We start from the raw sequence: 21,974 nt of genomic DNA on the forward strand, positions 1-21,974 counted from the left end.
TAAATGCTGCGGTTCACGCGGCTTTTGGTTTAGGCGGAAATTTCGGCGCGTGCAGACCCATCTGCATCGCTTGCTTGACCATGCCCATGATGTCTTCGTGGGCCAGGTCGAACAGGCGCTTGAGGTTCGGCAGCACGAAATACAGCGGTTGCAGAATGTCGATGCGGTAAGGCGTGCGCATGCACTCCAGCGGATTGAATGCCTGATGCTCAGGCTCATCCGACAGGCAATACACGGTTTCTTTCGGTGAAGACAGGATGCCGCCACCGTAGATGCGCTGACCTTGCGGGGTGTCGAGCAGGCCGAATTCGATGGTCATCCAATACAGGCGCGCCAGGTATACGCGTTCTTCCTTGGAAGCCTGCAGGCCGAGTTTGCCGTAGGTGTGGGTGAATTCAGCGAACCAGGGGTTGGTCAGCAATGGGCAGTGGCCGAAGATCTCGTGGAAAATGTCCGGCTCTTGCAGGTAATCCAGCTCTTCGCGGGTACGAATGAAAGTAGCCACTGGAAACTGCTTGCTGGCGAGCAATTCAAAAAAGGTCTGGAAGGGAATCAGTGCCGGAACGCGGGCGACTTGCCAGCCGGTGGTTTCACCGAGGACCTTGTTGATCTCGCCCAGTTGCGGAATGCGGTCGTGGGGCAGACCGAGTTTTTCGATGCCGTCCAGGTATTCCTGGCACGCACGCCCTTCGATCACTTTCAGTTGGCGAGTGATCAGCGTGTTCCACACCGCGTGTTCTTCGGCGGTGTAGTCGATAAAACCTTGCGCATCGGGCTCACGAGCCACGTATTGCGTCTGCTTCATGCTGCTCTCCTGCTAGGGGATTCGTTCTTGTTATGTACTGCTATGGACCTAGGAATACCCCAACAATTGCATCGTTGCAGCCGGTGAAGCGCGGCCTGCGCGGGAAAAACGCGGTAAAATCGTAAAGTTTTCGTTACGTATTGGGCGTCATCGCGCAGATGTTGAGATTGGCGGGTGGGAAAAGCCCTTCAGCTGTCACATAATCTTGACGACTAACTGAGCACCTAATCAGAAAAGTCGGGCGCTAACCCTGTGGGAGCCAGCCTGCTGGCGATAGCGGTGTGTCATTCGGCATCCCCAGGGCCTGATGCGACGCCATCACCAGCAGGCTGGCTCCCACAGGTCAATCATCGTTTATCAGGTCTTTTATATGCGTATCAAAGTCCACTGCCAGAACCGCATCGGCATCCTGCGCGACATTCTCAACCTGCTGGTCGAGTACGGTATCAACGTCGCTCGCGGCGAAGTGGGTGGCGAACATGGCAATGCCATTTACCTGCACTGTCCGAATCTCATCAATATCCAGTTCCAGGCGTTGCGTCCGAAATTCGAGGCGATTGCCGGGGTGTTCGGGGTCAAGCGTGTAGGGCTGATGCCCAGCGAGCGGCGCCACATGGAACTCAATGCGCTGCTCGGCGCGCTGGAGTTTCCAGTGCTGTCGATCGATATGGGCGGCTCGATCGTCGCGGCCAATCGCGCGGCGGCGCAGTTGCTGGGTGTGCGGGTGGATGAAGTGCCGGGGATTCCCTTGTCGCGTTATGCCGAGGATTTCGACTTGCCGGAACTGGTGCGCGCCAACAAATCGCGGATCAACGGGCTGCGGGTCAAGGTCAAGGGTGATGTGTTCCTGGCCGACATCGCGCCACTGCAGTCGGAGCATGACGACAGCGAAGCCATGGCCGGGGCAGTGTTGACCCTGCATCGCGCCGACCGGGTGGGCGAGCGCATCTATAACGTACGCAAGCAGGAGTTGCGCGGCTTCGACAGCATCTTCCAAAGCTCGAAGGTGATGGCAGCGGTGGTGCGCGAAGCCCGACGCATGGCCCCGCTCGATGCGCCGCTATTGATAGAGGGCGAAACCGGTACCGGTAAGGAGTTGCTGGCGCGCGCTTGCCATCTGGCCAGCCCGCGCGGGCAATCGCCGCTGATGGCGCTCAACTGCGCCGGTTTGCCGGAATCCATGGCCGAGACCGAGCTGTTCGGCTATGGCCCTGGTGCCTTCGAGGGAGCCCGGGCCGAGGGTAAGCTCGGGCTGTTGGAGTTGACGGCGGGCGGTACGCTGTTTCTTGATGGTGTCGGGGAAATGAGCCCGCGGCTGCAGGTGAAACTGTTGCGGTTCCTGCAGGATGGCTGCTTCCGCCGCGTCGGCAGCGACGAGGAGGTTTACCTCGATGTGCGGGTGATCTGCGCGACCCAGGTCGACCTGTCCGAACTCTGCGCCCGCGGGGAGTTTCGCCAGGACCTGTATCACCGTTTGAACGTGCTGTCGTTGCACATCCCGCCGCTGCGCGAATGCCTCGACGGCTTGACGCCGCTGGTGGAGCACTTCCTCGATCAGGCCAGCCGGCAGATCGGTTGCCCGCTGCCCAAGCTGGCACCAGCGGCCATGGACCGGCTCAACCATTACCACTGGCCGGGCAACGTACGGCAGTTGGAAAACGTGCTGTTCCAGGCGGTTTCCCTGTGCGATGGCGGGACGGTCAAGGCCGAGCACATTCGCCTGCCGGATTATGGCGTGCGTCAGCCACTTGGCGATTTTTCGCTGGAGGGTGGGCTGGACGAGATTGTCGGGCGCTTTGAGAAAGCGGTGCTGGAGCGGCTGTATTCCGAGCATCCGAGCAGTCGGCAACTGGGCAAGAGGCTGGGGGTTTCGCATACCACCATTGCCAACAAGTTGCGTGACTATGAGGTGGGCAAGGACAACACCTGAAGATCAAAAGATCGCAGCCTGCGGCAGCTCCTACACCGATCCCTGTAGGAGCTGCCGCAGGCTGCGATCTTTTGATCTGTTGCCGCGAAGCGGCATGACACCGCCGGTTTTTCGTCTCTGACACAATCCCCCATTCCCCGGTAAATCTCTTCAAGTCCTTTATTTGCCGGGCCTCGCGCCGCCAAAAACAACTTGGTCTGCAAATTGCTTATGCCACGTCAGTACAGCATCGGGCGGCAAACGTCCGGCAGGCAGAGGAAAGCGTGTGGACAAGTACCTTTATGTGGCAATGACCGGTGCCAGCCAGAATGCACTGGCGCAAAAGGCCCATGCCAACAACCTGGCGAACATCTCTACCAACGGTTTCCAGAAAGACCTGGAGCAGGCGCGCTCGATGCCGGTGTTCGGCGACAGCTTTCCGGCGCGTGCGTTTGCCCTGTCCGAACGCCCGGCCACCGACTTCTCCCCGGGTTCGCTGGTGGAAACCGGCCGCGACCTCGACGTCGCCGTGCAAGGCAACGGCTGGCTGGCGGTGCAGAACCCCGATGGCGGTGAAAGCTACGTGCGCACCGGCAGCCTGGTGGTGGACGCCCTGGGCGTGCTGCGCGCTGGCAACGGCATGCCGGTGATCGGCAATGGCGGACCGATTGCCGTGCCGCCCGAGCAGCAGATCGAAGTGGGCGAGGACGGCACCATCAGCATCCGCGCAATGGGCGAAGGCCCGCGCGTCATGGCCGAGGTGGACCGCATCAAGCTGGTCAACCCGGACATCAAGAACATGACCAAGGGCCTGGACGGTTCGATCCACACCAGGGACGGCCAGCCTGCGCAAGCCGATGCCGGCGTCAAGCTGGTGTCCGGTTTCCTCGAGTCGAGCAACGTCAATGCGGTGGACGAGATGACCTCGGTACTGGCCTTGGCCAAGCAGTTCGAGCTGCACATCAAGATGATGAATACCGCCAAAGAAGACGACCAGGCCATGGCTCGGGTCTTGCAGATCAGCTAATTACCAGAACGTCGCGCCGTAAAACAGGCGCACGAGGAGAATCGAATGCTTCCGGCTCTATGGGTTGCCAAAACCGGTCTGTCCGCCCAGGACACCAACCTGACCACCATTTCCAACAACCTGGCCAACGTGTCGACCACGGGTTTCAAGCGTGACCGCGCCGAGTTCCAGGACTTGCTCTACCAGATCAAGCGTCAGCCAGGCGCCCAGTCGACCCAGGACAGCGAACTGCCGTCGGGCCTGCAACTGGGTACCGGTGTGCGCATTGTCGGCACCCAGAAAAACTTCAACGCCGGCAGCCTGCAAACCACCGAGCAACCCCTGGACATGGCCATCGACGGTCGTGGCTTCTTCCAGATTCTGCAGCCGGACGGCACCACTTCCTACACCCGTGACGGTACTTTCCACCTGGACTCCAACGGCCAGATCGTCAACGCCAGCGGCTTCGCCCTGGAACCGGCGATCGTGATTCCGAACGACGCCCAGACCTTCACCGTGGGCAAGGATGGCACCGTGTCCATCACCGTCGCCGGCAACCCGGCCTCCCAGGTGATCGGCAACCTGCAGACTGCCGACTTCATCAACCCGGCCGGCTTGCAGGCCGTGGGCAACAACCTGTTCCTGGAAACCGCCGCCAGCGGCGCGCCGCAAGTCGGCACGCCAGGCCTGGCCGGTTTCGGCACCACGCTGCAGAACACCCTGGAAACCTCCAACGTCAGCACCGTTGAAGAGATGGTCAACATGATCACCACTCAGCGCGCCTACGAGATGAACTCCAAGGTGATCTCCACCGCCGACCAGATGCTCTCGTTCGTAACGCAGAATCTGTAATCAAGTCTATGGGGCGGCCGTGCGGTCGCCTGCAACACCGTGAGGTAGGGTCATGAAACGCGTCGTCTCTGTTCTGGCATTGAGTGGGATTGCTGCGCTCGCTGCGCTCGCAGGTTGCGTGCCTGTGACGCCCAAGCCCAATGACCCTTACTACGCCCCGGTGTTGCCGCGCACGCCGTTGCCGGCTGCCGCCAACAACGGCTCGATCTACCAGGCCGGTTTCGAGCAGAACCTGTACACCGACCGCAAGGCGTTCCGGGTCGGTGACATCATCACCATCACCCTGAACGAGAAGACCCAGGCCAGCAAGAACGCCAACTCGCAAATCGACAAGACCAGCAAGACCGGCATCGGCCTGACCTCGCTGTTCGGCAGCAGCGCCACCACCAACAACCCGTTTGGCAGCAACGACCTGAGCCTGAGCGCCAGCTATGAAGGCGACCGCGCAACCAAGGGTGACAGCAAGGCCGGGCAGGGCAACAGCCTGACCGGTTCGATCACCGTGACGGTGGCGGACGTCCTGCCCAACGGCATCATCGCCGTGCGCGGCGAGAAGTGGCTGACCCTCAACACCGGCGACGAACTGGTGCGGATTGCCGGTCTGGTCCGGGCTGACGATATTTCCACTGACAACACGGTGTCGTCGACCCGCGTCGCCGATGCGCGCATCACCTACTCGGGTACCGGTTCCTTTGCCGATGCGAGTCAGCCGGGCTGGTTCGACCGTTTCTTCCTCAGCCCGCTGTTCCCTTTCTAGGTGGTCGCGTTGAATTTCAGAAATATCTTCGTTGCTGCCCTGATGCTGTCAGCAGCTTTCAACGCTCAAGCCGAGCGCCTGAAGGACATCGCCAGCATTTCCGGCGTGCGCTCCAACCAGTTGATCGGCTATGGCCTGGTGGTCGGGCTTAACGGCACCGGCGACCAGACGACGCAAACCCCGTTCACCCTGCAGACCTTCAACAACATGCTCTCGCAGTTCGGCATCAAGGTGCCACCGGGTTCGGGCAACGTGCAGTTGAAGAACGTCGCGGCGGTCTCGATCAGTGCTGACTTGCCGGCGTTCGCCAAGCCGGGGCAGCAGGTCGACATCACTGTTTCGTCCATCGGCAACTCCAAGAGCCTGCGCGGCGGCACCTTGCTGCTGACGCCGCTCAAGGGTATCGACGGCAACGTCTATGCCGTGGCCCAGGGCAACCTGGTGGTCGGCGGTTTCGATGCCGAGGGGCGCGACGGCTCGAAGATCACGGTCAACGTGCCGTCGGCCGGGCGTATCCCGGGCGGTGCCTCGGTCGAGCGAGCCGTGCCGAGCGGTTTCAACCAGGGCAACAGCCTGACCCTGAACCTCAACCGTTCCGACTTCACCACGGCCAAGCGCATCGTCGACAAGATCAACGACATGCTCGGCCCAGGCGTGGCCCAGGCCATCGACGGCGGATCTGTGCGCGTCACGGCGCCGCTGGATCCGAGCCAGCGTGTCGATTACCTGTCGATCCTGGAAAACCTCGAGATCGATCCGGGGCAGGCGGTGGCCAAGGTCATCATCAACTCGCGCACCGGCACCATCGTGATCGGCCAGAACGTCAAGGTTTCGCCGGCCGCCGTCACCCACGGCAGCCTGACCGTGACCATCACCGAAGACCCTATCGTCAGCCAGCCAGGCCCTCTGTCCAATGGCCAGACGGCGGTCGTGCCGCGCTCGCGGGTCAACGCCGAGCAGGAAGCCAAGCCGATGTTCAAGTTCGGCCCGGGCACCACCCTCGACGAAATCGTGCGTGCGGTGAACCAGGTCGGCGCGGCACCGGGCGACCTGATGGCGATTCTTGAAGCACTGAAACAGGCTGGCGCGTTGCAAGCCGACCTGATCGTGATCTGAGGACGGCGACCATGGACATGTTCAAGAGCGGTCGGGTCAGCAGCAGCGATTCCGGTGCGTTTTCCGACCTGAACCGGCTGAACCAGCTCAAGGTCGGCGACAAGAACAGCGACGCCAACATGCGCAAGGTGGCGCAGGAATTCGAGTCGCTGTTCCTCGGCGAGATGCTCAAGTCGATGCGCTCGGCCACCGAGTCCCTGGGCAAGGACAATCCGATGAACACCGCGGAGGCCAAGCAGTACCAGGAAATGTACGACCAGCAACTGGCGGTTTCCATGTCCCGCGAGGGCGGCGGTATCGGCCTGGCGGACGTGTTGATGCGGCAGATGTCGAAGAACAAGCCGCTGGCGCCAGGTGAGGCGGCAACGCTGTCGGCCGCCAAGCAGGAGGCCGCCAAAGCCGCTGCGCAAACCCCGGTGGCCGCCGGCACGACGGCGCTCAACGGGCCGCTGTCGCGGGTCAATGGCGAACGTCCATTGTGGGCTTCGCGATCGGTCAGTGCGCCGACGGGCGAGGGTGCGCATCGCAATGACATGGCGCTGATCAATCAGCGGCGCCTGGCCTTGCCGCCTAAACTGGCCGATCGCTTGCTCGCGGGCCTGGTGCCTTCCGCTACGTCGAACAGCGCGGGCGCGGTCAACAAGGCGCCATTGCCCGAGCGTGTCGCGAGCAGTGGCTCCGGGCCTTTGTACAACGGCGACTGGCTGGCCAATGCCCAGGCAGCGCAGAGTGGGTCCCTGCAGATTCACGGTCGCGCCATCGCGCAGATCCCCTTGGCACCGGCGAAAAAAGCCTTCACCAGCGCCGACGAATTCGTCAATACCATGCTGCCGATGGCCAAGGAAGCGGCCGATCGCATCGGCGTCGATCCGCGTTACCTGGTGGCCCAGGCCGCCCTGGAAACCGGTTGGGGCAAATCGGTCATGCGCGCCCAGGACGGCAGCAGTAGCCACAACCTGTTCGGCATCAAGGCCGGCAGCAGTTGGAAGGGTGATTCGGCGCGGGCGATCACCAGCGAATTCAGGAATGGCGAGATGGTCAAGGAGACGGCCGAGTTCCGTTCCTACGACTCCTACAAGGACAGCTTCCATGACCTTGTCACGCTGCTGCAAACCAATAATCGCTATCAAGATGTGGTGAAGTCGGCCGATAACCCGGAACAGTTTGTGCGCGAGCTGCAAAAGGCCGGTTACGCAACCGACCCGGCTTACGCCAGCAAGATTTCGCAGATAGCCAGGCAGATGACGAGTTATCAGAACTACGCTGCGGCAGGCGTTTCAACCACGCCTTTATAGACTAAGGGTCTGAATCATGAGTTTGCTCAACATCGGAATGTCGGGGCTGAGTGCCAGCCATAACGCTTTGGCGACAACCGGCAATAACATTGCCAACGCTGACACCGCCGGCTACTCGCGCCAGCAAACTGTGCAGAGCAGCAAAAGTTCTATTCAGTACGGCAATGTGTTCATTGGAACGGGCACGACGCTGGCTGATGTGCGTCGGGTGTACAACAGCTATCTCGATGCGCAGTTGCAGACCACCACTTCGCTCAACAGTGATTCGGCTGCCTACCTGGGCCAGGTCACACCACTCGACACCTTGTTGTCAGACAGTGGCACCGGCCTCAATGGCGCCCTGACCAAGTTTTTCGCCTCGGTACAGAACGTCAATGCCAAGCCGGGTGACGACGCTTCCCGGCAGCTACTGCTCAGCGATGCTCAAGCCCTGAGCAACCGCTTCAATTCGGTGTCCAGCCAGTTGAACTCGCAGAACGCGAACATCAACGGCAACCTGACGAACATGGCTGATCAGGTCAACAAGCTGGCTACGACTGTGGCGCAGCTGAACAAGAAAATCAGCGAAGTCACCAGCTCCGGCGGCACGCCGAACGAACTGCTTGATGCTCGCAACGAGACCATGCGCCAGCTTTCGACCTTCACCGGTGCGCAGTATGTTGAGCGTGAAGGCAACGTAGATATCTATCTGGGCAGCGGTCAGCCGTTGGTGATTGGCGATACGGTCAACAAACTGGAGGCTGTACCGAGTAAAGATGATCCGGGACGTTTGTCGCTGCAGCTCAATCGCGGCTCCAGCACCATCGATATCACATCGATCATGACCGGTGGCGAAATTGGCGGCCTGCTGCGTTATCGCAGCGAAGTGCTGGACCCGGCCATGAATGAATTGGGTCGCGTGGCACTGGTCGTCGCCGATCAGATGAACAGCCTGCAGGCGCAGGGTATCGACAAGAACGGTGATTTCGGTTCGAACCTGTTCAACAGCATCAATAGCACCGCGCAGATGGCGCAGCGCAGTATTGCCTCGACCGCCAACAGTGCCAGCTCGGGCAACTTCGATGTGAGCATCAAGGACAGTGGCAAGCTGACCATCAACGACTACAAGGTCACGTTCACCAGCGCCACCGACTACACCGTGCAGCGGCTGCCGGATAACACATCGCTGGGCAGCTTCAGCACGACGACCACGCCTGCGCCGGTGATAGACGGGTTCTCGATGTCGTTCAGCGGTGGTGCCGCGATAGGCGACACCTTCAAGATCACCCCGACACGTAATGCTGCAACCAACATCAAGACCGAGATGACGGACTCCAAGCGTCTGGCCATCGCGGCGCCACTGGGTGCAGCCATTGCTCCGGGTGGTAGCGGCACGCTGACGATTCCGGCCAGTGGTCAACCGACGCTGACCACGAAATTCGATATCTACGACCCGACCACCGCTGCGGCAATGCAGAACGGCCTGAAATACTCCACGCCGACCAAGGTCGTGTTCGGGGACGTTTCCGCCGATGGCACCAGCCAGACTTATCAGTTCCTGGATGCCAAGGGCGGGGTTATAAGCAGTGGCACCATCAAGCCAGGTGAAAACAACACCCTGAGCCTGTCTGTACCGCTCAAGGATGCCACGGGTGCGCCGATCCCGCCTGCACCTGCCACTCAGTACACCGTAAGCTTCGACATGACCGTGGCCGGTTCCCCGGGCAAAGGCACCGCGATAAACGTCTCGCTGAGCCAGCCAGGTACTCTGGACAACCGTAACGGTACGGCATTGGCGGATTTGCAGACCCGCCAGACCGTCGACACGGGGTCGGCCAGCAAAGGTATTTCCCTGAGCGATGCCTACGGCAAGCTGGTCGAGAATGTCGGCTCCAAAGCTGCTCAAGGCAAGCTTGACAGCGCGGCGACCTCCTCCATCCTGGCGAACGCCAAGGGCGCGCGCGACTCACTCTCCGGTGTCGACCTCGATGAGGAAACTGGCAACCTGGTCAAGTATCAGCAGTACTACACCGCCTCTTCGCAGATCATCAAGGCTGCGCAAGAAATCTTCAGCACACTGATCAACAGTCTTTAAGGAGTCGTAGCCCATGCGCATTTCTACCGCCCAGTTTTACGAGTCCTCGGCCGCGAATTATCAAAGGAACTTCGCCAACGTGGTCAAGACCAGCGAAGAGGCCAGCAGTCTGGTTCGCGTCAACACCGCTGCCGATGATCCGGTCGGCGCCTCGCGCTTGCTGCAATTGGGTCAGCAGGCTTCGATGCTTGCTCAGTACAAGGCCAACACCGACACCATCAAGGCCACCCTGGGCCAGGCCGAGTCAGTGTTGACCGGCATCACCAACGTTTTGCAACGTGCCAAGGAACTGGCCATTGGTGCCAATAACGCCGGTTACACCGATGCCGACCGTCAGGCCAATGCCGCGGAACTGGGCCAGATCGAAGAACAGTTGCTGAGCCTGATGAACAGCCGGGATGAAAACGGCAAGTACATCTTTGCCGGCTCCAAGGGCGATACCGTTCCGTTCACCCGCAACTCCGACGGCACTTACACCTACAACGGCGACCAGGTGACGCTGAACCTGCCAATCGGCGACAGCATGTCGATGGCCACCAACAGCACCGGCTGGGAAGTGTTCCAGCAAGCGATCAATACCAGTCGCACTCAGGTCACCGGGTCGATGAATGACGGTCTTGTGACCCTGTCGGACGGGCAGGTGTCGTCGAACGTGATGTACAACAGCAAGTTCCGCGGCGGTGAGCCTTATACGGTGGATTTTGTCAGTGGGACTCAATTGAGGATTATTGACGGGCTCGGCAACGACGTGACCAATGAAGCCACTCAGGGCGGCGTGATCACCAACGGTCAGAATCAGACCGTCAGCTTTCGCGGTGTCGACATGACCCTGAACTTCAACGACCCTGCCGCCCCGTTGGCAGGCCGTACGTTCACGCTACAAGGCAAGCCGGACACCTTTAACGTTTCCCGTGGCCCAGGTAACCCGAGCTCGGTGCAGACCACAGGTACCCGGGTTACCGATCCGGTCGCTTACCATGCCAGCTTCCCGAGTGGTTCGGCGGTGCTGAAATTCACCAGCGACACCACGTTCGATTTGTACGCCGCACCGATCACCGCCGACAGCCAGCCTGTCTCCAGCGGTACGATGGTGGGCAATACTGCAACCGCGTCGGGTGTGGAGTTCACGTTGAACAACACCGTGGCCGACCCATTGGTCAACGGCGATCAGTTCAACGTATCGGTCAACACCCACGAGACCCAGAACATTCTGGATACCGTAAGTCAATTGAAAACGGCCCTCAATACACCGACCAACGGCAATGCTGTCGAGATCCAGAAACAACAAGCAGCGATGACGGCAGGCCTGGGGAACCTTGCCAGCGGTCTCGATCAGGTGTCTACCAGCATCAGTTCGATCGGCGGTCGCGGTGCGGCACTGGATACCCAAACTGAATCCAACGAGGCCTTGGTGATGGCAAACACCCAGACTCAATCAGCCATCCGTGACTCGGATCCTGCCGACGTCATGACGCGATTGACCTTGCAGCAAAACATGTTGCAGGCCTCTCAACTGGCGTTCAGCAAAATCGCTTCGCTCGGACTGTTCAATCGGCTCTGATAGAACCTCCTCGCTGCATCCACCCAGGTGACGACTCATCGTCGCCTGGCGTTCTTTCCAGGTTTACCCAAATGAACGAACCGCTACTTGTCAGCATCGCTATTCCTGCCTTCAATCCTGAGTTTTTCCGCGGCACCCTGCTCAGCGCACTCAGTCAGGATTACCCACATCTGGAAGTCGTCATCTGCGATGACAGCTCCGGTCCACAGATTGAGGCGATCTGCGAAGAGCTGGGCAATACATCATCGGTAACCCTGCGTTATGTGCGCAATCCCCGGCGTTTGGGTTTTGCCCGCAACCTGTTGGCCTGTTTGAGTCACGCATCAGGCCAGATGATCAAGTTCCTCTGCGACGATGACACCCTGATTCACCAGTGCATCAGCCGGCAGGCCAAAGTGCTGCAGGAAAATGAGGAGGTCAGCATAGTGATCGGCCAGCGATTGCTTTGCGATGCTGACGACATACTGCTTCCTTCTCGTTTTCTCAATTGCTTGATCTCGCCAGCGAGTGCAGTGCTCCATGGCGCCGACTTGCTGGCGTGTGTCGCCGATAATACGGTCAACCTGTTTGGCGGTATCAGCCATGCCCTATTGCGTCGTGCCCAGGTCGAGGAATACCTTGAGACACTGGTGCAGGACGGGCAGGGTTTTGTCGCGCGCCTGGACATGGCCCTGTACATTTGTTTGCTGCGTCGCGGACATCTCGCCAGTTTGGACCAACTCTTGAGCTTTGAGCGCATTCATGCGGGCAGGCTCAGTCATCAGGTGGCAATGACTGAGGCGGTTGCCGCTGAGAGTGAGTGGCTGCTGCAGATGCTGGCCGCGCGCACCAGTGAGAAGGCACCGGCCGACGGCTATGTTCGTTATCTGCCGTTGGCTTCGTATAGCGGTGGCAGTGACCCGGCGTGGGAAGAACTGGATGTTCGAAACTTCCTGACCAAACAGATCGCGACCTTCAACCAACAGGTGGGTACGCACAGCCTTGATTTCGCTGAGTTGTATGCCGAATGGCTGGAGTGTCGCAGTTTGTCGCAGGGTCAGTTACGCCTGCTGCCCAAGCGCATCGAACAGTGGCCCTGCCAGCCGCGCATCATGCCGGTGGTGTTTTGTGATGAGGGCGACGAGCTTGCCCTGCGCGCGACTTTGGACAGCCTGACGGCACAGTCGTATGTTGCCAGCCGTATTCTGTTGCTGGGTCCCGCCAATTCAACCCCCCCGACCGTCGCCGGGGTTCAATATCAGGTTCGCCAGGGCGACGGATTCAAGCAGGTCAATACCTTACTGGCAAATGACGGTCAGGCGGACTGGATACTCCTGCTGCAGGCAGGTGATCGTCTACACCCCCATGCATTGGTCATAATGGCCGAGCGCATGGCATTGCGTGCAAACACCTTATGCCTGTACAGCGATGAAGGGACGCATGATGGGCGAGTGTCCTCCATGCCGATTTTCAAGCCGGATTTCAATCTCGATCTGATGCGCAGCTTGCCCTATGTTGGGCGTCAGTTGGCGTTCAAGTGTGAGGCGTTATCTGCGATAGGTGGGTTCGACGAACAGTATGCGGGTCTGGCCCCACACGACTTGCTCTGGCGCTTGGTCGAAACCCACGGTGTACATGCGGTCGAGCATGTACCTGAAGTGCTCGTACAGAGTCAGTACAGTTACGCCGACTGGATGCGCGAGTCATCCATTCAGGAGCTTGCCGCACCCGTGGTGCGCGCGCACCTCCAGCGTCTGGGCATATTGGCCCAGGTAGACAGTACCCCGGATAGCCTGATAACCCGGGTGCGCTATCAGCATGAACAGTCGGCCAGTGTATCGATCCTGATTCCGGCCACAGTGGACCTGCTCACATTGCGCCGTTGTGTCGAGTCTCTTTTCGAGCACACCCGTTATGGTCCGTACGAGGTACTTCTGATCGCCAGCGGTGAGGAGTCAGCAGATGTACAGGGCTGGTTGAGGGCAATGGAAGGGCTGGGCGATGAGCAGTTGCGGGTAGTTCACGTTCAATCCCAATGCCGGGCGCAAAGCCTGAATCAAGCCAGTGAGCATGCGCGCGGCGATTATCTTTTGATGCTGGATGCGGAATGTGCACTGTTCGACGGGCAGTGGCTTGACGAACTCATGCTCCAGGCTCAGCGTCCAGAAGTCGGGGTAGTCGGGCCCAAGCTGATCGGCCGAGATGGCACGGTTGCGTCGGGTGCTTTGGTATTGGGTCTTCGAGGGCTGGCAGGTAATCCATTTTTGGGTCGTGTCGGTGATAGCAGTTATCTTGATCGCTTGCGCCTGGTACAGAATTGGAGCGCCTTGAGTCTGGATTGCTTGTTGGTACGGCGCGAATTGTTCCGTGAGTTGCAAGGACTGGACACTGATTCGCTGCAGCAAGGTTGGTTCGATGCCGACCTGTGCCTACGGGCGCGCGAGCTTGGCTACCTGATCGTTTGGACTCCTTTTTCGAAAGTGGCTCGATTGGGCGTGACGAGCCATTCTCCGAGCGTCGATCAGGAGGCCGATCAGCAGGCGTTCTACCAGCGGTGGCTGCCCAGCGTCGCTTGTGACCCCCACTACAATCGGAACCTGAGCCTGATCCAGGGAAGCTTCAACCTTGAACCCGGGTTGCGTAGTGGTTGGGATCCTTTCATTGATCGAGCGATGCCATCAGTACTGGCCTTGCCATTCAATGCTTCGGGTGTCGGTCATTACCGCGTCATCCAGCCATTCACTGAGTTGGAGCGTGCCGGCTGGATTCAGGGGCGACTCAGCTACAACATGCCGAAACCGGTCGAGGCGGAACGTGAAAAGCCGGATGTGATTATCGTGCAGTTGCGGTATGCGAACGAGAGCATCAAGGAAATCGCGCAGCTCAAGCAGTTCTCCAGTGCCCGGCGAATCTTTGAAATCGACGACTACATTCTTGATCCGCCGAAAAAGAACGACCATGTCCGAAACTGGCCCAGCAATGTGGGGCAAAAGCTCAGTCAGGCCATTGGCCTGTGTGATCGGCTGGTCGTTTCCACCGAGCCACTGGCCGATGCGCTGTCACACATGCATCACGATATTCGCGTGGTACCCAACATGCTGGCGGCATCGCTGTGGGCTGGGCTGACCAGTGAGCGCCAGACGAGCATCAAGCCAAGGGTGGGGTGGGCTGGCGGTACCAGCCACCGAGGTGATCTGGAGCTGATGCTGGAGGTGGTCCAGAGCCTGGCCGATGAGGTCGACTGGGTATTCTTCGGCATGTGCCCGCAGATGCTGCAGCCCTACGTGAAGGAGTTCCATAAGGGAGTACCGCTTGCCCAGTACCCGCAGAAGTTGGCCAGCCTCAACCTTGATTTGGCCCTGGCCCCGCTTGAGCAGAACCTGTTCAACGACTGCAAGAGCAACCTGCGGCTGCTGGAGTATGGCGTGTGCGGCTTTCCGGTGATCTGTACCGACACCAAAGCCTATGCAGGTTATCTGCCATGCACGCGGGTACGTGAAAACTCGACTGAACAGTGGCTGGAGGCAATTCGCATGCATTTGTCGGACCCTCAAGCCAGCTACCGCCAGGGCGATGCCCTGCGTGAAGTAGTGTTGCAAGACTATCTGCTTACACCGCGACATCTGCAGCACTGGGCGAATGCCTGGCTGGCGGACTGAATCCCTGACGCTCGGCCGCGCCGGGCGCTGAACCCATCATTTTGAAACAGGTAGGCTATGAACGTAATCGCAACCGGGTCGCGCAATGATGTAACGGTCGTTCTGCTTGGACATGCGCAGCCCGATCACCGTGCGCGGGCACAGCACTTCTATCAACAGGCAGGCGTGCCTTGTCTGGCGCTGGAGTCATTGCAGGCCAGCAGCAGTGTGTTGTGCAGTCAACGGCTGGCTCAGGCGCTGCAACAGGTGACAACGCCCCTGGTGATGCTGGCGCTGGATTCCGACTTCATTTTGCCTACCGCCTTGGACAGCGCCGCCGTTCGTTTGCAGGCTGCCTTGCAGTCAATTGGTGCTCAGGGTTACGCACTGTCCCATGAGGTAGGCAATGGGCAAGTGGCCTATCACAAAGAGGGCTCTGTCCTGGCGCCCTTGTCCGAAGAGAGCGCCACTGCTCGTTTACGGCAGTACGCTGACGCTGCTCAACCCGCTTGGCGAGCGGTACTGCGAGTCGGGGCTTTGCAGAGCGCACTGGCGCTGTTGCCAGACCACCTGGATTTTTCCGGCTGGCGTGTAGCGTTGTCTTACGCACTGCTGGCACAAGGTGGAATCGAATCCGTCGAGCAGACCGATGTGGTATGTGAGTACGCGCCTTGTACGCTGCCAGTTGCCGCCCGAGAAGAGCAACTCACCCAAGTTGTTCGCGCATTGCTGCAGTGGGATGCGGCCGGGTTCGGCCTGTGCACCGATGAGTCAGGTTTTACGCTGCTCAATCGTTTTGTCCGCAACACTTATGGCTCACAGGAACAGCCGCTTCTGTTCACCTCGTCCTGGGCGAGCGTTACAGAGGGGCCTGAGCGGGTGTTCGAGCCGCGTCAGTTCGTCGAGCTGCCGTACTACAACGGGGCATTGTTCGATTGCTTGACCACGCTGGAGTTCCTCTGTCATGGCTGGCCGACGGGAGAGCGCCAGTACCAGGCTCTAGAGGGCAGTTGGGTCCGCCAGCGCGAACTTCTGCTGACTCACCCCAACGATACCCCCGGGAGTCTTCAGCATCGTTACTTGCAAGCGCTGGCGCTAGGCTTGTTCAATCGCGAAGTCTGTCAGCGGTTGGCCGCTTCCTTGACCCGCGAGAGCGACGAAGTTAATGCCGGCGAGATGAATGACTGGCTCCAGCGTCTGGCGCAGATCCCGTCGCATGATCCGCAGCAGAGCCTGGCCGCTACCACCTCTGGCCAGGTACTTGCGACGCTGGCTGCAGCGACGCCGGATGATGCCGCCCGTGAGCGCGTGTTGGCGCATCTGACGACCTCGCCCACTGAGCAAATGGCCTTTCTGGTACTGGACCTGACCAACGATGACATCGCGCTGCAGGCCACCTTCGACAGCCTGCTCGCCAGTGGCTTGCGCAATTTCAAATTGTTGGTTCTCAAGGCTGGCAAGTCGCCGGTGATCACCACGCCACGTGATGCCTTGCACTTCATTCAGGTTACAGAAGACAACTGGATCGCCCACCTGAACCAGGCAGTGCGCCAATTGCCGAGTGAATGGTTGCTGTTGATGCAGGCAGGTGAGCAATTGCTCACTGGCGGACTGCTGCACTTGTCGTTGGAGCTGAGTAACGCGGCGGCCTGCCACGCTATTTGTGCCAACGAAGTGCAGCGCGATAAGGAAGGGCGCTTGTACAGCGTCGTACGTCCAGGTGCCGATCTTGATCTGCTGCGGGGTCAGCCCGCCCTGATGTCTCGCCATTGGCTGGTACGACGTCAGGCCGTGCTTGATCTGGGAGGCTACAGCGATGCCCAGCCTCAGGCCGCCGAGCTTGACCTGTTGCTGCGTCTGGTGGAAGCGCAAGGCGTGGCCTGCCTCGCTCATCTGGATGATTACCTGGTACTTGGCGAACAACCGTCGGAGGCGTTGACCGCGCAAGCCCAGGTGGTGCTGGAGCGCCACCTGAGGCAGCTGGGTTATCGTGGTCACGTCAGTGGCAGCGGCGTATCCGGGTTGCAGATCGATTTTCGTCATGCCGCTACGCCATTGGTCAGCATCCTGGTGGCGAGTGAGCAGAGGGATGCGCCTTTGCAAGCGTGCCTGGCTAGCGTGCTGCAACGCACGCGCTACCCGCGTTATGAAGTGATAGTGGCTTGCTCTAATGATGGTCCTGATGAAACAGACGTGCAGCATGGGTTGGGTAACCGTGTACGGGTGTTGAACGCAGCGTCTGGTGCATCGCGTAATGACTTGCTCAATCTGGCGGCGAGTCAGGCCAAGGGCGAGTATCTGGTGTTGTTCTCGGCGGCTGGAGAGGTCATCAGTCCCGCCTGGCTCGAAGGCTTGCTCAACGAGGCCCAGCGCCCGGAAGTTGGCGTTGTGGGTGGCGCGTTGTATAGCTCTGATTCAATCTTGGCGCATGCAGGTTATGGCCTGCTGAGTGGTCCACAGGTTGATACATCCTGGCTGGACGCCGCTGGTCAGTGGCACTTGTCAGTGCGTGGTTGCGCGGCCGTTTCCGGGGAGTGCCTGATGGTGAACAAGGCACTGTTCGAACAGTGCGGCGGTTTGCAGGCGCTGCCTGGGGCAGATGTTGAGTTGTGCCTGCAAGTACAGGACGCGGGCCTTGCGGTTGTATGGACTCCGCAGGCTCAGGTTCGCACCACGGGCCTGTCGGTACCTGATGCCAGTGTTGCCCAGGCGTTGGCCGAACGCTGGCCACAGGCTTTTAGTGGTCGGGCGTCTTCCGAACGACTGAGCCCTGGCGGCGAGTTGGCCTGGATGGCGATGTTGTAATCGCCTTGGCGTGATTTGATTGGTTCAAGTGAGGCCACTCTCTAGTCAGGGGGCAGCCCCACGTTGTGGTTCACTGGGTACCCTGGCGCGTGATACTGCGTCGCCGTGTGTCGGGTGTCCTTGTCAAAATTCAATAACTAAGTGCCCGCATGAAACCTATTCGAATCGTATGTGGAACGCGCGTGTCTGAGCAGGAGTTTTCCACGAAGACTGCTCTGGGCCGATCCTTGTTGATCCACCAAGCGGCCAATCCTGTGGAAATCAGGCTGTTTGCAGAGAACAAGCAGGGGCTTTCGACCATCTATAACCGCGCGATTGATGAGGCCAGGGAAAACCCTGCCATTCTGGTGTTCGTTCATGACGATGTGCACCTGTGTGACTTCTTGTGGGGCGAGCGGATACGCGAAGCGGTGGTAACTTTCGATATTGTCGGGCTTGCAGGCAATATTCGGCGTGTTGAAGGTCAACCCGCCTGGGCCTTCGTTGATGATCAATTCACTTGGGATCAGGCGTGCTTCCTGAGCGGTATAGTCGGGCACGGTGACAGTTTCCCTTGCTCTGTCTCGAATTTCGGGCCTGTGCCTCAACCCTGCAAACTGCTCGATGGGTTGTTGCTTGCGGTGGACAGCGAGCGCCTCGAACAGGCCCAGGTACGCTTTGACGAGCAATTTGAATTTCACTTCTATGACATGGACTTCTGCCGTTCGGCTGAATTGAATGGGTTAAGCATGGGCACGTGGCCGCTGAGCGTCGTCCATGAAAGTGGCGGGGCGTTCGGTACGCCCGCGTGGCGCGAAAGCTTTCGCCGCTATCAAGACAAGTACGCCAAGGCAGGCACCCCAAAGCCTCAGGAGGCAACTGTGCAGAAACAAACCCCGGTTCATCAGTTCCATAACCCGGATTTGCTCAAGCTTATGCCTGCCAATGCCAGGCGCGTTGTGGAGATCGGTTGCAGTTCGGGTGCCCTTGCACGCGAATACAAGAAACTCAATCCACATGTTCATTACACCGGGATCGAGATTGATCCGGGCTATGCGCAGCTCGCGCGCGAGCACTGTGATCGCGTGCTTGACATGAACATCGAAACGGCCTGTGCCGATCTGCTTGCTGGCGATCTGGCGGCTGACTGCTGGGTCTTTGGGGATGTACTCGAGCATCTTTACGATCCATGGGCACTCTTGCAGAAGATCCGTGAAGCCAGCGCACCTGGAAGCTGTGTCGTCGCGTGCATTCCCAACGCCCAGCACTGGAGTGTTCAGGCCCGACTCAGTGTGGGTGATTTCCGCTACGAGGATGCAGGGCTGTTCGACAGAACGCATATTCGCTGGTTCACGCTGGTCACCATGCTCGAATTGTTCACTCAGGCAGGCTGGACAGTCGAGGCGGGGGTGCCGCGTGTTTTTGACGAGCCTCAGCGAGAAAAATTTCTCCCGATGATCCATGCGATGGCTGCCGCGGCGGGAAGAGATCCGGAGGTGGCTGTTCAGGATGCGCTGCCATTGCAGTACGTGTTCAGGGCCGTGGCCGGTTGAAGTGCGGCGTTAACTTATCAAACTCGGATTGGAGTTTTCAAATACCTGCCCCGGCCGCCAGCTGCCGGTTCTGTCCGTTCCTAGAGGGCAGGCAATCGGTGATGACCGCAAGGTCAGCCGATTGCGGGTGCACAGGTGGCTTGGCCATTGGCAGGCTGATACCCAACCGCCCCACGTCGACGGGGTGATTACGCCTCCCGTTCCTGATTCATGCCCCGCGTCCTGTTGTGACCACTTGCTTGAGCGCCTTGCCTTGTCCGGGCCGGGGCTGGGGAAGATTCGTGAGGTGTTTCTGATCTTGTCGGCAACCGATTCGACAAAAGCGCGTGACTCGGAAGTCACTGCGCGCATCTTCACTGTTATCATTCCCGCACCGGGATCAGTTGAGCCGGCGAGCGGCGTTGCCAGGAGGCTTATTACCTGGTTACCTGGCAGCGCTCGTGGTGCTTGGTGGGCATTTTGCTTTTTCTGAATTGGGAAGCCATATGATTGGCATTAAAAGTATCGCCAGTTACGTGCCGGCTGAAGGGCTGGACAACTACGCGCAAGGCGCGAAATTCGGTAAGGACCAGGATTTCATCTTTGGCAAGATCGGTTCTACTTTCTTGCCGCGCAAGGGCGCTGGTCAGGAAACCTCCGATTTGTGTGTCGAGGCCGTCAAGGCCCTGTTCGCCGGCAATCCAGCGTTGGATCCAGTTTCTATCGACGTTGTGATCGTCGTAACTCAGAACGGCGATGCTGAAGGCTTGCCGCACACTGCTGCTATCGTCCAGCACAAACTCGGCCTGCCGACCCATATCGCCGCCTTCGACATCTCTCTGGGATGCTCCGGCTATGTGTATGGCTTGTATGCCATGAAAGGTTTCATGGAGGCTGCGGGGCTGAAGAATGGCCTGCTGATCACCGCCGACCCTTACTCGAAGATTGTGGATCCTGAGGATCGCAACACCACCATGTTGTTCGGTGATGCCGCAACGGTGACCTGGATGGCAGAAGGTGCGGACTGGCAGTTGGGCAAGTCGCTTTTCGGCACTGATGGCGGGGGCGCCGAATTTTTGCGCACCACCGATGGCAAGTTCTTCATGAATGGTCGTCAGGTCTACAATTTCGCGTTGGTCAAGGTACCGGCTCACTTGCAGCAGCTGCTGGATGCCAGCCAGTTGCAGGCGAAGGACATCGACCTCTACTGTCTGCACCAGGGCAGTGCGGCGATCGTTGATGCCGTATCCCAGCGTTTCGAGGGCGGTGATCCCAAGCGTTTTGTCAAGGATATGGCTGAAACGGGCAACACCGTATCGTCCAGTATTCCGCTTCTGCTTGAAAAGCACGTGATGGGTTCGCAATACAAGCGGGTCGCCCTGAGCGGCTTTGGTGTGGGCCTATCGTGGGGCTCGGCGATTATTGAGCGCCTTGACTGACTGCCGGTTGCAATAAAGAACGCCGCCTTTCCCTGGCGGCGTTTTTGTTTATGTACTTTGCTGGTCCGTCTGACTGCGCAGCGTTTCGAGCTATGGAACTCCCTGCGCAGGATTTGAAGAGCCTTTTAGAGGTGTAAATCTACTGAAACACTCTAAATCACGCTCGATGGTGCTCTGATTCCTGGCGTCAAACTCCCGTTTTTGTTGGGCTGGCAGGATGCCACTAACTATTTTTTAAAAATCAGCTAAAGCAACGTGCCTTGACGACGATAACTATTACGAAGGTTCTCTGTGCCACACCCGGCGAATTGCCAAGGCCGGAAGCCGTAGTACCCATCCAACGAGGAATTCGTCATGGCTTTGACTGTTAACACCAACACCACCTCCCTGGGCGTTCAGAGAAACCTGAACCGTGCTTCCGACGCACTCAGCACTTCGATGACCCGTCTGTCCTCCGGCCTGAAAATCAACAGCGCCAAAGACGACGCTGCCGGCCTGCAGATCTCCAACCGCATGACTTCGCAGATCCGCGGTCAGACCATGGCAATCAAAAACGCCAACGATGCCATCTCCATCGCGCAGACCGCTGAAGGCGCGATGCAAGAGCAGACCAACATCCTGCAGCGTATGCGTGAACTGGCTCTCCAGTCGCGTAACGACTCCAACACTGTAGATGACCGTGATGCACTGGACAAAGAATTCCAGTCGATGACCAAGGAGCTGGACCGTATTGCTGCCAGCACCCAGCTCAACAACAAGAACCTGCTGGACGGTACCACTACTACCGCGATGGTCTTCCAGGTTGGCTCCAACACCGGTTCCGACAACCAGATCAGCATCACGCTGACTGACGCGATGAACACCTCCGCCGCCGGCTCTCTGAGCGCATTGGCTGGCCAGGCCATCACTGGTGCTGCATCCGATATCGAAGCAAATTTCAGTGGTGCTCTGACCGCCATCGACGACGCGCTGAAAAACATCAACACCACCCGTGCTGACCTCGGTGCTGTCCAGAACCGTCTGACCAGCACCATCGCCAACCTGCAGAACATCAACGAAAACGCCGAAGCTGCACGTAGCCGTGTACAGGACACCGACTTCGCTGCTGAAACTGCTCAACTGACCAAGCAGCAGACTCTGCAGCAAGCGTCGACTTCGGTTCTGGCCCAGGCCAACCAACTGCCATCGGCCGTACTGAAACTGCTTCAGTAATCGCCTGATGATTGT

At 59.1% G+C, this 21,974-nt stretch carries 14 protein-coding genes; 13 read left to right on the top strand and 1 reads right to left on the bottom strand.

From position 1 onward, the window contains the following. Positions 1-13 precede the first annotated feature (13 nt). Positions 14-805, bottom strand: a complete 792-nt coding sequence (gene phhA / locus OH720_RS07795; RefSeq protein ID WP_180202866.1) for a phenylalanine 4-monooxygenase — start codon at positions 803-805, stop codon at positions 14-16. 370 nt (positions 806-1,175) lie between these two features. On the opposite strand from phhA, the gene OH720_RS07800 reads away from it, so the two are divergent. The 13 genes from OH720_RS07800 (at position 1,176) to OH720_RS07860 (ending at position 21,959) form a co-directional block, all read left to right on the top strand. Beyond that, entirely contained in the window at positions 1,176-2,735 is a 1,560-nt protein-coding gene (locus tag OH720_RS07800) for a sigma-54-dependent transcriptional regulator (RefSeq protein ID WP_272605132.1), read from the top strand. A 265-nt stretch (positions 2,736-3,000) separates the two neighbouring features. Next, positions 3,001-3,741 (top strand): flagellar basal body rod protein FlgF, encoded by a 741-nt coding sequence (locus OH720_RS07805; protein WP_272605133.1) that lies wholly within the window; start codon positions 3,001-3,003, stop codon positions 3,739-3,741. Between the two features lie 45 nt (positions 3,742-3,786). Continuing rightward, entirely contained in the window at positions 3,787-4,572 is a 786-nt protein-coding gene (flgG, locus tag OH720_RS07810) for a flagellar basal-body rod protein FlgG (protein ID WP_008055493.1), read from the top strand. 52 nt (positions 4,573-4,624) lie between these two features. After that, positions 4,625-5,329 (top strand): flagellar basal body L-ring protein FlgH, encoded by a 705-nt coding sequence (gene flgH, locus OH720_RS07815; RefSeq protein WP_272605134.1) that lies wholly within the window; start codon positions 4,625-4,627, stop codon positions 5,327-5,329. A gap of 42 nt (positions 5,330-5,371) precedes the next feature. Further along, the gene (locus OH720_RS07820; RefSeq protein WP_180203302.1) at positions 5,372-6,445 is read left to right on the top strand and encodes a flagellar basal body P-ring protein FlgI; all 1,074 of its coding nucleotides are present in this window, start codon (positions 5,372-5,374) and stop codon (positions 6,443-6,445) included. Positions 6,446-6,456: 11 nt separating this feature from the next. Then, positions 6,457-7,740: a flagellar assembly peptidoglycan hydrolase FlgJ gene (gene flgJ, locus OH720_RS07825; protein WP_272605135.1), complete on the top strand. Its 1,284-nt coding sequence runs from the start codon at positions 6,457-6,459 to the stop codon at positions 7,738-7,740. A gap of 16 nt (positions 7,741-7,756) precedes the next feature. Beyond that, complete coding sequence (gene flgK, locus OH720_RS07830) at positions 7,757-9,814, top strand: flagellar hook-associated protein FlgK (protein ID WP_272605136.1); 2,058 nt, start codon at positions 7,757-7,759, stop codon at positions 9,812-9,814. Positions 9,815-9,827: 13 nt separating this feature from the next. After that, positions 9,828-11,375, top strand: coding sequence for a flagellar hook-associated protein 3 (locus tag OH720_RS07835; protein WP_272605137.1), 1,548 nt, complete (start codon positions 9,828-9,830; stop codon positions 11,373-11,375). Positions 11,376-11,446: 71 nt separating this feature from the next. Continuing rightward, positions 11,447-15,013 carry a glycosyltransferase gene (locus tag OH720_RS07840; RefSeq protein WP_272605138.1) on the top strand — a complete coding sequence of 1,189 codons (3,567 nt, stop codon included), beginning with the start codon at positions 11,447-11,449 and terminating at the stop codon, positions 15,011-15,013. 57 nt (positions 15,014-15,070) lie between these two features. Further along, positions 15,071-17,797 (top strand): glycosyltransferase, encoded by a 2,727-nt coding sequence (locus OH720_RS07845; RefSeq protein WP_272605139.1) that lies wholly within the window; start codon positions 15,071-15,073, stop codon positions 17,795-17,797. A gap of 149 nt (positions 17,798-17,946) precedes the next feature. After that, entirely contained in the window at positions 17,947-19,329 is a 1,383-nt protein-coding gene (locus OH720_RS07850) for a class I SAM-dependent methyltransferase (protein WP_272605140.1), read from the top strand. Positions 19,330-19,814: 485 nt separating this feature from the next. Next, positions 19,815-20,747 carry a ketoacyl-ACP synthase III gene (locus OH720_RS07855; protein WP_272605141.1) on the top strand — a complete coding sequence of 311 codons (933 nt, stop codon included), beginning with the start codon at positions 19,815-19,817 and terminating at the stop codon, positions 20,745-20,747. A 354-nt stretch (positions 20,748-21,101) separates the two neighbouring features. After that, positions 21,102-21,959 (top strand): flagellin domain-containing protein, encoded by an 858-nt coding sequence (locus OH720_RS07860; RefSeq protein ID WP_272605142.1) that lies wholly within the window; start codon positions 21,102-21,104, stop codon positions 21,957-21,959. Positions 21,960-21,974: the final 15 nt, after the last annotated feature.

Origin of the sequence: Pseudomonas sp. WJP1 (assembly GCF_028471945.1) — a bacterium.
Taxonomy (GTDB): domain Bacteria; phylum Pseudomonadota; class Gammaproteobacteria; order Pseudomonadales; family Pseudomonadaceae; genus Aquipseudomonas.